Raw genomic sequence first — 15,594 nt, 5'->3', positions numbered from 1 at the left:
CAAAGGTAAGAAACACTGTTGTCACTGCATAAAAAAAGCGATTATAAATCGCTTTTAAAGTTTCTTATTGGTTGTCAACTATGATTTTCTGAGCCAATTTTCGATTGTCTTTGGTTATCACCTCTACCAAGTAAACTGCTCCGGCCAAACCGTTTGTAGAGAACTGATAACTATTTTGAACTCCTAAACTTTGCTTGTCAAAAATTTGTTTTCCGGTAATATCATACAACTTAACCGATTTTAAATCTAAGGCATTTGGATTAGAAACCGTAAGCGTTTGTGAACCATTATTTTGAATAATCACCAATTCTGACTTGATATTGGATTCGCTGTTTAAATTGAAATCTTTGAAGGTTATTTCGAATCGATTGTTGTAAACTCCGGTTGGCAAAACCACTTCGTAGGTACTGTTTTTAATGTCGTGATAAGTATTGTTCATAGCATCGAACATAAAAACATCTTGCGACTCATCAAAATTTAAAATCATCGATGCATCAAACTTAAAAGTCGCATTATCGGTAGATTTTATCCCCACAGGAATTCTTTTGTTTATATCGAAGGCCACGCCTTGAATAACATATCTACTATCATCCAAAAAGAAATAAACATCATTTGGAATGGTTTCTTCTACAGGCGATTTAGCATCCATTCCTCTATCAATTCCGTCTGTTGCTGTTGGGGTCAAAACCAAGGCAATCTGTCTAGTAAATTGATTGTTCATTATAGTATTCAAACGAATTTGCGCTGACGGGTTAACCGGTTCAGACTGAGTATTGTTATCTTGACTATTTCCATTTCTTTCAAACTCAGAATAAGTATCGGATTCTTTGTAAAAAGTTCTATGACTATTTTTAAGAGTCACAGCGGTTGGTGACCCAACTGTACCTTTCACCATAAATCCTTGGCCTATAGGCGCATATTTTCTTTGTATTGACAATCCTGATGAGCTACCAATTGTATTTAGTGTACCATCAATATTATAGGAATTAAAAGTTGCAGGAACATAAACACCATATTCTGTTGGCAAAGTACTAACTGGTGCATATGTACCATACCCCCCTTGATAAGCTAATAAAAAATGAGAATTAACTGTTTTGTCGTGTTCCCAATAATATGCAATTCCTGTACAATCTGTATTAGATGGATCTAGTAAAAAAGCATTAACATGCAAAGCCGAAGGATAGGGATTTCCTGTTAAGGTAAAATTATCCGAAGCTACATTCACTGTTATATTACCATCATTAGGTTTTCCTCTAAAATCATACCGTTGTGCACCACCGGGATTGTTCACAGCAGTTTCTCCAACATTAGTATTATCATTTCCACTGGTTCCTTTCATGGTAAAACCCTGTCCGGCTGCAATATCAGTATTGGCTTGAGAATGTATCCATTGTGAATAATTGGCACTAGATAAAAATCGCCAAATCCAATAAGTTGCTATCGATAATGAACCATTACTTGATAAACCATCATAACTGGCAGAAAGCATAGTGGCCGGATTACTGACAAGTAAAGAGGAGGGAACATGCAACATGGTAATTCCAAAGTTTTCATTACCTGAAGAGACAGTAGCATTTCCCACTGGAGAACACCAATAATTATAATCATAATTATCCGAAGTCCCTTCTTGAAAAACAGACAAAACTCCAGCTCCTTTATTTAGAGATGTACTAGTAGTTCCCTGCAAAAGTTGCCCTTCGTTTCTTAAAAAAATATTGCCATTACTCTGCAAATCAATGTCCTGGTTTACAAAAACATATTGATTATTGACAAACATGTAGCTGTTAGAACTGACGTAAAGTTGGGAGTAAGAAATATTACAAAACCATAAGACTAATAAACAATAAAACTTTTTCATAACTACAACTACTTGATTTTGAAACTCAAGAAAAGGATTTAACGTGCTAATATATAACAATTTTGTTAAAACATACAATTGGATTTACCCAATTACTATTGAAATTCAATAAAAAAAGTATTAAAAAAAATAAAATTATTATTTCTATATATTTACATAATACTTTTCTTTCTTTTTTTTAAATTTTAATCATCGTAATCGTTAGTAAATTGTTTTTAGTCTGTAAAATGTATAAATAAACATATTATTTGCAATAATTTATTTTTTTTAACAAATTATCTTCACATTTTTGTATAAAATTAAGAAATATTATAGTGCAAATTATTACATACAATAGAAAATTTTTAATGAAGTCAATTTTTTCCTTTCTCAATTCTGTTACTTTTTTTAGCAATAAAAAGTTTGTTTGCTTTTTTTTCTATTTAGTTATCTCAATAAATTACTCAACAGCACAAACAACCATTATTTCACCAACAGGAGATGGAGGTTTTGAAACCGGAACAACATTTGTTGCTAATGGATGGACTGCTGTAGGATCTACTAACTCAGGAAGAAACCAATGGGTTTGTAATACAGGAGCCACGGTTGGATTTTCAGGTAATCAATGTGCTTACGTATCCAACAATACCGCAGGAGTTCCACCACCTCATTCATATACCCTTTCAACAAATCGTGTTGCGCATTTTTATAGAAATTTTACTGTTCCGGCAGGAGAAACAACCATAACACTTAGTTTTAGTTGGATAGTTCAAGGTGAAACTGGACAAGATTACATGAGGGTTTGGATAGTACCGACTTCAGTTACCCCAACTTATGCTAATCCAACAGTGGCATCTGGTACTGCTCCAACCGGAAATGTTCAAGTTGGAGGGAATTTTGTGAGTCAAGGTACTTGGACAACCTCATCTTTTACATTGCCAACTGCTTATGCAGGAACAACTGTAAGATTAATTTTTGAATGGACAAATAACAATAGTTTAGGAACAATGCCTCCGGCTGCAGTAGACAATATCTCTCTTACCTCATCTGCTCCGACAGCTTGTGCAGCGCCAAGCCAAGCAACAGCCTATACTCCGGGAACTAAAACTTCCACAACTTTACCTGCCACTTTTACTGGTAGTGCTAATGAGTATTTGGTAATACAATCAACTTCGAGCATACCACCATCACAACCGGTTAATGGTACTACTTATAGCGCAGCCAACATTGCTACTCTTGGTAGTGGTCTGACTTTTATACAATCTAGTTCTTCAACCTCAATACCGGGAACCGGTTTGAACGGAAACACTCAATATTACTATTACATATTTGCCTATAACAATACCAGCTGTTCCGGAGGTCCGGTTTATAACGCTAGTGGTCCTTTAACAGGCAATGGTATTACATGCCCGGCCATTCCAAATTCCGTTACGGTATCAGGAACTACAGCAAGTGGTTTTACATTAAACTGGGCAACCCCAACAGGCGGTAGTGCTTCTGCACTCACTTATACAGTTCAGATTACCACTGATGCCGGTTATACAAGCAATGTAGCAGGCTCACCTTTCACTGTTTTAGCGCCAACAGTTATCCAAGCCATTAGTGGTTTATCTGCAAGCACTACTTATTACTATAGAATAGTAGCCAGTAATGGTTGTAATAGTGCTTATGTTAGTTCAAATACTACCACTTCGGCAGCTAATCCATGTTCTAGTGCAATAGCTTTGGCTTGTGGAACTTCTGACTTAGCAGGTACAACAGTTGGGAGTACCAGTTTTGCTTATACCGCAGGATGTGATCCAAGTAGTTATGGCAAATGGTTCACTTTTGTCGGTGATGGTAATCAGACTACTATAACTTCGATTGGAACAGGCGGTTTTGACCAAGAAATGACCATTGCTAGTGGAAGTTGTGGCAGTTTATCCAACATTAGTTGTCATGATGTAGGAGGTAGTAATGGAACCGAAACGGCTACTTTTACTACCGTTTCAGGAACAACATATTATGTATATATAGCCTACTGGTTCTCTGGTGGCACAAACACAGATGTAGGTACTTTTACTATTTCAAGAACATGTACAACACCGCCACCGCCATTATCTAATGACGAACCTTGCAATGCAATTTCATTAACGGTAAGTTCTTCTTGCAGTTACACAACATATACTACTGCGGGCGCTAGTTCAACTTCAGGCGTTACTGCACCGGGTTGCGCCAGTTATTCGGGTGGAGACGTCTGGTTTACCGCCGTTGTTCCTGCTAATGGAATTTTAGTAATTGACACCACTTCCGGAGTAATGACCGATAGTGGAATGGCTGTCTACTCAGGAACTTGTAGCGGTTTAACCTTAATTGAATGTGATGATGACGATGGAACCGGTCTGATGTCTTACCTTTCGATGAGTGGATTGACCGCCGGAAGTACAATCTACATCAGGGTTTGGGAGTTTGGTAATGATAACAATGGTACTTTTGGAATTTGTGTTACTAGTCCGGTTCCTCCAACCAATGATAATTGTAGTGGTGTTAGCACGTTAACTGTTAATTCAGGTGAAAACTGTTTGTCAAGTACAAGCGGAACAACTTTTGGCGCCACACAATCACAGGTTGGTTGTAGCGGGACCGCAGATGATGATGTTTGGTACCAATTTACAGCCAATGGCACCCGCCAAACAATAACCGTTACACCTGGAACTGCTAGCAACATGGTTTTTCAAGTATTTAGTGGCAGTTGCGGTAGCTTGACCAGTTTAGCTTGTATTAATACCACCACAGGTAGTAATGCAGAGACAACAACTTTAACGGGATTAACGTTTGGTGTGACTTATTTTGTAAGAGTATATACTGACGGTATAACTTTACCAGGTACATTTACCATATGTGTTACAACTCCTTGTGCATTGGGAAGCGGAACAGGAACAACGTCTTTAAGTTGTCCTAATGTATTGGCCGGAGGGTTAGGTCTTAATGGTGCCGATCCCGCAACCATTAATTGTTCTGCCCCAACATGTGTCGATTTAGAAGCGACTTATTTACAAATGTATCAAACCACCAGTTATACTGTCTCATCTATTCCTTATAATCCACCATACCAATTCAGTTGTTTGGCAAATCCGGTAAGTGTTAATACCGATGACGTATGGTCTCCAGTAGTGACTTTGCCTTTCAATTTTTGTTTTTACGGAAACTCCTACTCTTCATGTATTATCGGTTCCAACGGAATGTTATCTTTTAACACCGCTAATGCTGGAGGTGGATCAGGATATTCTTTCAGTAATGATTTACCAAGCACAACGGGAGCTTTGTTTGCTAATACCATTTATGGTGTTTACCATGATATTGATCCAAGTGTAGGTGGGAAAGTTGGTTATGAACTAATCACTCTTAACACCGGATGTAGAGCTTTAGTAGCTTCTTGGAGTGATGTTCCAATGTTTTCCGATAATAGTATTTTGTATACCGGTATGATGGTATTATATGAAAACAGTAATATTATTGATATTTACATCAAAGAAAAAAATATAGATAACAATAATGTATCCCCATGGAATGGTGGTAATGCAATTGTCGGAATTCAAAATGCAGCGGGAACAGCAGCTGTTGTTGCGCCTAACCGAAATGGTTTGAGCACCAATTGGACTGCGTCAAGTGAGGCATGGAGATTTACTCCATCAGGACCATCAATTGCTTCCATCAAATGGTTTGAAGGATCAGGTACTGCCGGAACACAATTGTCAACAAGTAATGTTTTGAACGTATGTCCATTCATCACAACAACATATACTGCAGAGGTTACTTATACTTTATGCAATGGAACAACAATTAAATTAACTGATGAAACAACCGTAACAGTAACCAATGGGAAAGTATGGAACGGTTCTGTTGATACGGATTGGAATAAACCGGCAAACTGGACACCAAATACCTCAATCCCTAATGGTACTGATTGTGTACTTATCCCTAATACCATTAATAAACCTCTAGTTTCAGGCTCTAGTTATAATGCGCTGGCAGGTACATTAACTGTTTTTGCTAATGCTCAATTAACTATCAATTCAAATAATAGTATTACTGTAACTGATTGGGTAAATGTTCAAAATAACGGAACTTTTTTAATCAATAATAGTGCAAGTTTAGTTCAAATAAATAACGTTGCCAATACCGGTAACATTGTATACAAACGCGATGCCTTTGTTCGAAGTCTTGACTTTGTTTATTGGTCATCACCTGTAGCCGGTTTTAATGTTAGTAATATTGCTTCTCCATTGACAGCTTGGGGAATTTATAAATGGAACACCACCATTACTAATCCAAACGGCGGTCAAGGTAATTGGGAAAATGCAGCCGGAAATATTATGATTCCCGGAAAAGGATATATTGCCAGCGGGCCTTCTTCCTTCAGTTCCTCAGTTGCAGCAACTTTAAATGGCGTTTTTACCGGAGTACCTAATAACGGTAATATAACCATCCCTATAGAAAGAGGCAACGATGTCAATACCGCATTACATTATGGCACTAATGGTGCCGAAATCACGAACTACAGTGACAATTGGAATTTACTCGGAAACCCTTATCCCTCTGCTATTCGCGGTAGTCAGTTCTTGTATGACAATAACACAAAAATTATGGGTAACATCAGATTGTGGACTCACGGAACTCTTCCGGCTGTAATCGCCAGCCCTTTTTATGATACTTTTGTTTATAATTACAGTCCGGGTGATTATTTGACTTACAATTTTACTGGGACCAGTTGTTGTCCTTTAGCTGCTGCAGATTTATTTATTGGCTCAGGTCAAGGCTTTTTCGTCCAAATGATTGACGGAACTGCGACCACAGACAGTATAACTTTTACCAATAGCCTTAGAAATTATACTTACAGTAATAGTTCCTTTTACAGATTCGCTAATTCAGCCGAAAATTCTAACGGAAATAACGTTGAAAATCTGGAAAGAAATAGAATGTGGCTTGATATCATTAGTGCTAATGAGCAGACTGACAGAACTTTAATTGGCTACGTTCAAGAAGCAACAATGGGAGATGACAATTTCTTCGATTGCAAGACCCAAAATAGTGGCAGTACACAAATATTTTCTCTAATCGATAATGGCTTGTATACCATCCAAGGAAGATCATTACCATTTGATATCAATGATGAAGTTCCAATTGGTGTAAACGCTCCTACTTCAGGAGATTACTCTATCGCCTTAGCTGCAATTGACGGATTATTCAACTACCAAGATATCTATCTTAAAGACAACTTGTTAAATATCACTCATAACTTAAAAACAAATCCTTATCAATTTAACGTTGCTAATGGCCTCATAAAAGACCGTTTTAAAATAGTTTACCTCAACAATTCACTCAGTAATCCTGAGTTTGCATTTGACAATAATGTCAAGATAATAATTAAAGACAACGTAAGTATTAGCTCCAACAATTTACTAATGGAATCGATAGTCGTATTTAATGTCTTAGGCCAAAAATTAGACACTTATAACAACCTAAACACCAATTATTTTACCCTTTCTAATTTAAGAAAAAACAATGCCGGTCTCTTATTGAAAATAAAATTACAAACGGGAGAAACCGTAATCAGAAAAGTGATTTACTAATTAAAGATATTTCAAAAAACTCCAAAAAGACCTTTGCTTTAAATAGTAAAGGTCTTTTTCATTACCATAAGCTTCTTGCTCAAACGAAATCATTCGATAAGCCAATTGTCGGTCTTTGTGCTTTAAAAGTCTTAGCAAAAACTCCAATCCGTACCAAATAAAAAAAGGCAAAATCATCAACTCCAATTGCTGGCGCAAATGAATTTTTTCATGATTAATCAAAACCGAATCACTTTTATTTTGAGAAGATTTCAAAACCACAAATGGAAAAACAGTCAATCCTCTGTAGCCTTTCGGAATTAAATATTTAGAAACGATTAGTATCATTACTGATAAAGTATTTAAATTTGTGCCTATGAACGAGCAAAATAATGAAAATAAATTAATCGAAGGGGAAGATTATTACTTAACACCCGAAGGTTACCGATGTTTCACCGAAAAATACCACTTAAAACGCGGCTATTGCTGTCGAAGCGGTTGCCGTCACTGTCCGTACGGATTTGATAAAAAAACAGGAACAATTAAAAAAAAGTAACTAAGTTACAGAGTACCTAAGTTGCTGAGAAAAACTCAGAAACATAGCTACTCAGGCGCTCAGCGACTCAAACAAACAACTTACAACACAACTAAAATGACCTTTCAAGAACAAATACTAGAAGGAATCCCATTGGTTTTACCACAACCAAAACCCTACGAACCCGAAATCAATCACGCGCCTAAACGCAAAGAAATATTATCCGAAGACGAGAAAAAATTAGCACTGAAAAATGCTTTGCGCTATTTTGAACCGCAACACCACGCCACCTTAATTCCCGAATTCAAAGCCGAATTGGAAACTTACGGTCGAATTTACATGTACCGCCTACGTCCCGATTACAAAATGTACGCTCGACCAATTTCGGACTATCCCGGTAAATGCGAACAGGCTAAAGCTATTATGCTGATGATTCAAAACAATTTGGATTACGCTGTGGCCCAACATCCGCATGAGTTAATCACTTATGGCGGAAACGGTGCCGTGTTTCAAAACTGGGCGCAGTACTTATTGACCATGAAATATTTGGCCGAAATGACCGAAGAGCAAACCTTAGTCATGTATTCCGGTCACCCAATGGGCTTATTTCCATCGCATCCCGAAGCGCCAAGAGTTGTTGTAACCAACGGTATGGTGATTCCCAATTACTCCAAACCGGACGATTGGGAAAAAATGAACGCACTCGGCGTTTCTCAATACGGACAAATGACCGCCGGAAGTTATATGTACATCGGTCCGCAAGGTATCGTACACGGAACTACAATTACGGTTTTAAACGGTTTCCGAAAAATAAAAAAATCACCCAAAGGCGGTTTATTCGTAACTTCAGGACTTGGAGGAATGAGTGGCGCGCAACCAAAAGCCGGAAACATCGCAGGCTGTGTAACCGTTTGTGCCGAAGTCAATCCAAAAATTACCCACATTCGACACTCACAAGGTTGGATTAACGAAGTGATTGAAAACATAGAAGATTTAGTACCGAGAGTCAAAACTGCTATAGAAAATAAAGAAGTTGTTTCTATCGCTTATTTAGGAAATGTCGTTGACGTTTGGGAACGATTCGACCAAGAAAATTTGCATATCGATTTGGGTTCCGACCAAACTTCGCTTCACAATCCTTGGGCTGGCGGTTATTATCCAACCAGCTATACTTTTGAAGAATCCAATGATTTGATGGCCAATAACCCTGAGAAATTTAAAGAAGAAGTCCAAAAAACATTGCGGCGTCATGCGGCAGCCATTAACAAACATACCGCTAAAGGAACGTATTTCTTTGATTACGGAAATGCTTTCTTACTGGAAGCTTCACGAGCCGGCGCTGATATTATGGCAGAAAATCACATCGATTTCAAATACCCTAGTTATGTGCAAGACATTATGGGACCAATGTGTTTTGATTACGGATTCGGGCCATTCCGTTGGGTTTGTGCTTCCGGAAATCCTGAAGATTTAGCCAAAACGGATCAAATTGCCTGTGAGGTTTTGGAAGAAATGATGCAAAACTCACCCGAAGAAATCCAGCAACAAATGGCCGACAACATCCAATGGATTAAAGGAGCGCAGGAAAATAAATTAGTCGTAGGCTCACAAGCCAGAATCCTTTATGCCGATGCCGAAGGCCGAATCAAAATCGCGGAAGCGTTCAACCAAGCGATTGCTCGTGGTGAAATTGGGTATGTCATTTTAGGTCGAGATCACCACGACGTTTCCGGAACGGATTCGCCTTACAGAGAAACTTCCAACATTTATGACGGTTCCCGTTTTACTGCCGACATGGCGATTCACAACGTTATTGGAGACAGTTTCCGTGGCGCGACTTGGGTATCCATTCACAATGGCGGTGGCGTGGGTTGGGGCGAAGTAATCAATGGTGGATTTGGTATGGTTCTTGATGGTTCAAAAGCAGCATCAAGACGCTTAGAATCAATGCTTTTCTGGGATGTAAACAACGGAATTTCACGAAGAAGTTGGGCCAGAAATGAAGGTGCCATTTTCGCTATAAAAAGAGCGATGCAAACGCAACCTTTATTAAAAGTTACCATCCCTACTATAGTTGACGATCAATTATTGTAACCAAAATTTATAGTTATGAAAAAGTTTGCCCTTCTTACCGTATCCATTTTACTACTTGCCTCATGTAGTTCGATTAGAGTAAACTCCGATTATGACAAACAAGTAGATTTTACGCCTTATAAGACATATGCCTTTTACAAAACCGGAATTGACAAAGCCGAGATTTCCGATTTAGACAAAAAGCGAATCCTTCGATCTATTGACGAAACTATGATTGCGAAAGGATTTTCTAAAAGTGAAACCCCCGATTTACTAATTTCTTTTTTTACTAAAGAAAGAGAAGAAGTTAACGTAAACCAATTCAATGCCGGTTGGGGTTATGGCTGGGGTTGGGGTTGGAATCCTTTTCTTTGGGGAGGAAACACCACGGTAACCAGACATAGTGAAGGCACTTTATATATTGACATCATTGATGCCAAGAAAAAAGAACTCATTTGGCAAGGAGAAGGCGAAGGTGTTTTAACTAAAGACACCCATAAAAAAGACGAAATGATTAAAGAATTTGTGACCAAAATATTAGAGCAATATCCACCGCAGAAGAAGTAGGCAGTGTTCAATATTCAGTTGGCAGATTAAGCTATAAACCGTAACCGAGATGTTACGGTTTTTTTTTTGCAGTTAACCTAGCCCATTTGAAATTAAAAGGAGGACAGCCAGTGGCTATCAGGTATATCACAACCACATTTTAAAGTTAAAAGATTTAAAAGAAACGAAAATATATTTTAGCCCGGATTGTAGTGGCATCCTTTTTCTTTGCAAAAGAAAAAGATATAACGGAAAGCCGGAAACAGCTCCTAAAAATAAATCTGTTCAACGTTTTTTTATGATTTTTATCACAGTTGTTTGTCCTAAGATTTGTAAATTTACGAACACAACAAAACCAGATTTATGGAAGCCCATTTTGAAAGCAACCCTTTGATTGACAGATTACCAAAGCACTTAAAACAGTTTATCAAACCGCAGGATTACGACGATTACACTCCGATTAATCAGGCTGTTTGGCGTTATGTAATGCGTAAAAATGTGGATTATCTTTCAAAAGTAGCCCATGAATCCTACCTCGAAGGCTTGAAAAAAACCGGGTTGGAAGTCGATAATATTCCGAACATGTATGGCATGAATCGTATTTTGAAAGAAATCGGTTGGGCTGCCGTTGCCGTGGATGGCTTTATTCCGCCCAATGCTTTTATGGAATTTCAAGCGTATAATGTTTTGGTGATTGCATCCGACATTCGTCAGTTAGAACACATTGAATATACGCCCGCTCCGGACATTATTCACGAAGGTGCCGGCCATGCTCCTATTATTGCCAATCCGGAGTATGCGGAATATTTGCGCCGTTTTGGGGAAATTGGTTGTAAAGCCATTTCGTCTTCACGCGATTATGATCTGTATGAAGCCATTCGTTTGTTATCCATTCTAAAAGAAGCAGAAGGAACGCCTGAAGAAGAAATCAAGAAAGCCGAAGACCAAGTAGAATTTCTGCAAAATAACATGGGAGAACTCTCTGAAATGTCTCGCATCAGAAACCTGCATTGGTGGACGGTAGAATACGGTTTAATCGGAACGGTTGACAATCCAAAAATATATGGCGCCGGATTGCTTTCATCTATTGGAGAAAGTGCTTGGTGCATGACCGATAACGTAAAGAAAATACCTTATGATATTTCGGCTGCGGATCAAAGTTTTGATATTACAAAGCCTCAGCCACAGTTATATGTAACACCCGATTTTGCTCATTTAAGTTTGGTTTTAGAAGAGTTTGCCAATACTATGGCATTGCGTACCGGTGGATTATCGGGTATTCAAAAACTGATTAATTCTAAAGCTTTAGGCACTATCGAATTGAGTACAGGAATTCAGATTTCGGGCTTGTTTACCAACGTGATTGAACACGAAGGCAAACCGGTTTATGTCCAAACTACCGGTAAAACCGCTTTGTCTTACCGCGAAAAAGAATTGGTAGGTCACGGCACACAATACCATGCTGAAGGTTTTGGTTCTCCTGTAGGAAAACTCAAAGGCATCAACTTGGCTATTGAAGATATGAGTCCTCGTGATTTACGTGCATATGACATTTACGAAGCCGAAAAAGTGACTTTAGAATTCGAAGGCAACATTATCGTTACCGGAGAAATCATTACGGGTTCAAGAAATTTGCAAGGTGAAATCATCATCATCAGTTTTAAAAACTGCACGGTAACACACAACAATACTATATTGTTCCAACCGGAATGGGGTATTTATGATATGGCTGTGGGTAAAAAAATCATTTCGGCATTTTCCGGTCCGGCTGACGTGAATAGTTTTGACATGGTGAATCACGTTCCTTCAAGCCATACAATTAAGGCCAAGAAATCGCCTGAACGTGAAGAATTAGAAGGCTTGTACCTCAACATCAGAAACATCCGTGAAGGAAAACCGGCAGTAATTGCTATCGATAAAACTTTTGATATTTTAAAAGAAAAACATCCTAATGATTGGTTGCTTTCTGTTGAAATAGCAGAGTTATGTGATAAAACAGGCAACACAGCATTGCTTCATGATGTCTTAGTCCATTTAGAAAAAGTAAAACAAAACCGTGCTGAAATTACCCATTTAATTTCAGGTGGATTAGAATTGTTTCTGGAAAAAGTCAGCTTGTAAATAGTAATGTAACCTTTGTTACTGCGAGCCAATCCATTACCCAATATCTTTGCTGAAAAAATTACAATTATGGGACTATTAAGCATGTTAGGTTTAGGCGGAAAATCCGAAAGCATTCAGGATTTTGTAACCAAAGGCGCCATTATTATTGACGTTAGAACCGTTGGTGAATTCAGAGAAGGACACATCAAAGGCTCGAAAAATATTCCGTTAGATACGATTAACAGTAAATTAAATGAAATCGAAAAACTAAACAAACCGGTAATCGTTTGTTGTCGCTCCGGAATGAGAAGTGCTCAAGCGGCTTCTGTTTTGAAGTCAGTTGGCATTGAAGTGATTAACGGCGGTGGTTGGCAGAGTTTGGAAGGTAAGTTATAATAAAAAAGTCCCGAATTCTCGGGACTTATTTACTATCTATTCCACTTTTTTGAATAATTTTCAATGTTATAACCATGATTTCTATCCATGTTCCAAATCATCGAATTAAATTCATTGTAATATTCTTCTTTTTTGTTTGGATCCTTTTTAAAATTAGTCAGTACTAGTTCTGCATCTTCATAATCAGACAGTTTATATCCTTTAATATTCCACGCGCCTGCCATTTGATAATTTAAGGCGCCATTGTAATCGCCTAATTCTGCTGCTTTTTTGAAATATTCCAAGCATTTTATTTTATCTTCTTTAATAATTCCGGCAGCAATCATTAGGCCATACATATTTAAAGCCGATGGTTCATTTAACTTTGCACAAGCTGCTATAATTTCTTTTGTATTGTATTTGAAGTCGCTGCTTTTTATTTTAAAGCCATCACTTTTTTTGTACCGATGGCAACCATAACAACTCAATTTATCGCAATTCCCTAAATACCTTTCACATTCGCCAACACTTTCATCAATAAAGCCCAAATATTTTAATAATTTAAAAACTGAAATATCTTGCCTTTTGGCATAATACATCCAATCTTCAGCTTCAAATTTTCGGAGTTCTCCACCATCGTCTCCATAAAAATTTAAATAAAGATAATAATTTGGTTTTCGGGCATATTCGCTTTTAGAAAAAGAGGATACACATTGTACATTCAGCTGCTTTAAAGCATAACCTTCCGCTTCTCTTGGATTAGAGCGTTGTGCTAAGCGAACAAAAGGAGTATTTTCAGTAGTTATAATTTCATTCACTTTCATCGCCAATGCCGGATACTTTTTTTCTAATTCTAAATATTTATCCAAAAAAAGATTGTCTTCTTTATAAAAACTTAAATGAATATAAGTATTGAAGTGTACTCCTTCTTTTTCATCATGGAAACCATTAAAAAAGACAGGGATTAATTGGGTTAAAATGAGTTGATCCACTTCTTCTGCTTTCTCGGGAAAACGTTGTTGGAGTTTTTCAAAATTTTTCAAGGCAGAAACGGGATAGAATGTCGATTTTAAAGCATAGTAAATTAGTTCATCATATGTTGCCGTGCTTTCTTTCTCAGAAAACAGAGATACATAATTGGCATAATTCAATACCGCATCTTTAATTTTTTGTCGAGAACTACTGTAATGCGGATCTGATTTGGAGTCTCCTTCTCCTAAAGCTTCTCTAAGAGCTGCATGAATTTCACCCGCAGACAATGGGTCTTCACTTAACAATGACTTATAATATTTATAGACCTGATAATATTCTTGCCAATCTGCTTTTTGCTGTTGTTCTTTCTCTAATCGTTCTCTTTTTTCTTTTTCTGCTTTGGCTTGTTCCTCTGCGGCTTTTTCAGCTCTTTCACGTGCTGTTTTTTCATACGAGTAATTATTTCCGCTTCCGTAGTTTCCTGTAACGCCAGAACCTGTATTTGAATTCATATTGGCTCGATGAGCAGCATCATTTTGATTCATTCGGTCTTGACGCATTTGTTCCAGTCGATACGCATCAGGTTTGTGGTAAGCATCGCCATATTGAGCACTTGAGGTAAACGAGATTAGAACTAAGAGTATTAGTAAAAAGTACTTATTCATAAAAAGATTAAATCAAATTGTTATTCTTTGCTTTTTGAATGGCTTCAAGTTTGTTATGCACTTGCAATTTGGTATATATATTCTCGATGTGTTTTCTAACGGTTGATGGAGAAAGAAAAAGATTGTCGGCAATCACGTTGTAATTCAACCCTTTGCTGAGTTGTTCAAGCACTTCAACTTCTCTTGTGGTCAGCTTGATTTCCTCATCACATTTTTCTTCAAAATTCATTGGATTCCTGAGCAATTTAAGGGTTTTCAAAGCTATGGAAGGATTCATGGCAGCGCCACCGTTTAAGGTTTCAACAATTCCTTGATGAAGTTCTTTGGGATTAACTTCTTTGAGCAAATAACCATCGGCACCAGCTTTAATGGCATTGAAAATGTTCTCATCGTTATCAAAAACCGTGAGCATGATGATTTTAATTTGAGGGTATTTCGTCTTGATGATTTTAGTAGCTTCAATTCCGTTACAAATCGGCATTTCTATGTCCATTAATATCAAATCGATACATTTATTAGCTTCTAATTTTTTCTGCAAATCATTCCCGTCAATGGCGGTGAACTTTAAAACCAAATCATCAAAAAAAGAGAGCTTTTCGGCTACTGCTTTTTGCAAAAAAACATTATCGTCTACTATGGCTATTTTGGTTGACATTGTTAAAACTTATATAACAAATTTGACTATTTTTTTTGAAGTAACACACTGATTTACAAAAAAAGTCCTTTTCAAAATGTGATTTAGCTTGAATAAACCCCAAAATGAAAAGGACAACAATAAAAACAACCTAAGTGTTTGCTTTTTTGCAAATCAATACCACTTGATTGGTCAAATTTGATTATTTATTTTTACAAAAAAAATACGTCATATGACGTATTTTTATCAGTGTAACAACTAAA

The 15,594-nt window shown here is 37.4% G+C and carries 10 protein-coding genes; 6 read left to right on the top strand and 4 right to left on the bottom strand.

Annotated elements, in window-relative coordinates; translation table 11 throughout:
- Positions 1–64 precede the first annotated feature (64 nt).
- Positions 65–1,777, bottom strand: a complete 1,713-nt coding sequence (locus tag ICG50_RS04915; protein ID WP_246448719.1) for a T9SS type A sorting domain-containing protein — start codon at positions 1,775–1,777, stop codon at positions 65–67.
- 428 nt (positions 1,778–2,205) lie between these two features.
- Here ICG50_RS04915 and ICG50_RS04910 point away from each other — a divergent pair, with 428 nt between their 5' ends.
- Positions 2,206–7,449 (top strand): hypothetical protein, encoded by a 5,244-nt coding sequence (locus ICG50_RS04910; protein ID WP_187659805.1) that lies wholly within the window; start codon positions 2,206–2,208, stop codon positions 7,447–7,449.
- Here ICG50_RS04910 and ICG50_RS04905 read toward each other — a convergent pair whose 3' ends face one another.
- Positions 7,450–7,776, bottom strand: a complete 327-nt coding sequence (locus tag ICG50_RS04905) for a hypothetical protein (RefSeq protein WP_187659804.1) — start codon at positions 7,774–7,776, stop codon at positions 7,450–7,452.
- Positions 7,777–7,804: 28 nt separating this feature from the next.
- Between ICG50_RS04905 and ICG50_RS04900 the strand changes: the two genes are divergently transcribed.
- The 5 genes from ICG50_RS04900 (at position 7,805) to ICG50_RS04880 (ending at position 13,081) form a co-directional block, all read left to right on the top strand.
- On the top strand, positions 7,805–7,984 hold the full coding sequence (locus ICG50_RS04900) for a C1orf53 family protein (RefSeq protein ID WP_121311703.1): 180 nt from the start codon (positions 7,805–7,807) through the stop codon (positions 7,982–7,984).
- Between the two features lie 96 nt (positions 7,985–8,080).
- The gene (locus ICG50_RS04895; RefSeq protein ID WP_187659803.1) at positions 8,081–10,057 is read left to right on the top strand and encodes a urocanate hydratase; all 1,977 of its coding nucleotides are present in this window, start codon (positions 8,081–8,083) and stop codon (positions 10,055–10,057) included.
- A 15-nt stretch (positions 10,058–10,072) separates the two neighbouring features.
- Positions 10,073–10,603 (top strand): DUF4136 domain-containing protein, encoded by a 531-nt coding sequence (locus ICG50_RS04890; protein WP_187659802.1) that lies wholly within the window; start codon positions 10,073–10,075, stop codon positions 10,601–10,603.
- A gap of 342 nt (positions 10,604–10,945) precedes the next feature.
- Positions 10,946–12,703 carry an aromatic amino acid hydroxylase gene (locus tag ICG50_RS04885; RefSeq protein ID WP_187659801.1) on the top strand — a complete coding sequence of 586 codons (1,758 nt, stop codon included), beginning with the start codon at positions 10,946–10,948 and terminating at the stop codon, positions 12,701–12,703.
- Between the two features lie 69 nt (positions 12,704–12,772).
- Positions 12,773–13,081, top strand: coding sequence for a rhodanese-like domain-containing protein (locus tag ICG50_RS04880; RefSeq protein WP_187659800.1), 309 nt, complete (start codon positions 12,773–12,775; stop codon positions 13,079–13,081).
- 32 nt (positions 13,082–13,113) lie between these two features.
- On the opposite strand, the gene ICG50_RS04875 is transcribed toward ICG50_RS04880, so the two are convergent.
- Together ICG50_RS04875 and ICG50_RS04870 are read right to left on the bottom strand one after the other, a co-directional pair.
- Complete coding sequence (locus ICG50_RS04875; RefSeq protein ID WP_187659799.1) at positions 13,114–14,697, bottom strand: hypothetical protein; 1,584 nt, start codon at positions 14,695–14,697, stop codon at positions 13,114–13,116.
- A 7-nt stretch (positions 14,698–14,704) separates the two neighbouring features.
- Positions 14,705–15,352 (bottom strand): response regulator, encoded by a 648-nt coding sequence (locus ICG50_RS04870; RefSeq protein ID WP_187659798.1) that lies wholly within the window; start codon positions 15,350–15,352, stop codon positions 14,705–14,707.
- Positions 15,353–15,594: the final 242 nt, after the last annotated feature.

The organism is Flavobacterium buctense, from assembly GCF_014486695.1.
GTDB lineage: Bacteria > Bacteroidota > Bacteroidia > Flavobacteriales > Flavobacteriaceae > Flavobacterium > Flavobacterium buctense.
The sequence above is the reverse complement of the archived record's forward strand: the minus strand, read 5'-3'. Positions and strand labels throughout refer to the sequence as shown.

Coding starts and splice junctions, on each gene's coding strand:
- ICG50_RS04915 (WP_246448719.1), bottom strand. CDS start 1,777: ATGTTTGTCAATAATCAATATGTTTTTGTAAACCAGGACATTGATTTG.
- ICG50_RS04910 (WP_187659805.1), top strand. CDS start 2,206: ATGAAGTCAATTTTTTCCTTTCTCAATTCTGTTACTTTTTTTAGCAAT.
- ICG50_RS04905 (WP_187659804.1), bottom strand. CDS start 7,776: ATGATACTAATCGTTTCTAAATATTTAATTCCGAAAGGCTACAGAGGA.
- ICG50_RS04900 (WP_121311703.1), top strand. CDS start 7,805: ATGAACGAGCAAAATAATGAAAATAAATTAATCGAAGGGGAAGATTAT.
- ICG50_RS04895 (WP_187659803.1), top strand. CDS start 8,081: ATGACCTTTCAAGAACAAATACTAGAAGGAATCCCATTGGTTTTACCA.
- ICG50_RS04890 (WP_187659802.1), top strand. CDS start 10,073: ATGAAAAAGTTTGCCCTTCTTACCGTATCCATTTTACTACTTGCCTCA.
- ICG50_RS04885 (WP_187659801.1), top strand. CDS start 10,946: ATGGAAGCCCATTTTGAAAGCAACCCTTTGATTGACAGATTACCAAAG.
- ICG50_RS04880 (WP_187659800.1), top strand. CDS start 12,773: ATGGGACTATTAAGCATGTTAGGTTTAGGCGGAAAATCCGAAAGCATT.
- ICG50_RS04875 (WP_187659799.1), bottom strand. CDS start 14,697: ATGAATAAGTACTTTTTACTAATACTCTTAGTTCTAATCTCGTTTACC.
- ICG50_RS04870 (WP_187659798.1), bottom strand. CDS start 15,352: ATGTCAACCAAAATAGCCATAGTAGACGATAATGTTTTTTTGCAAAAA.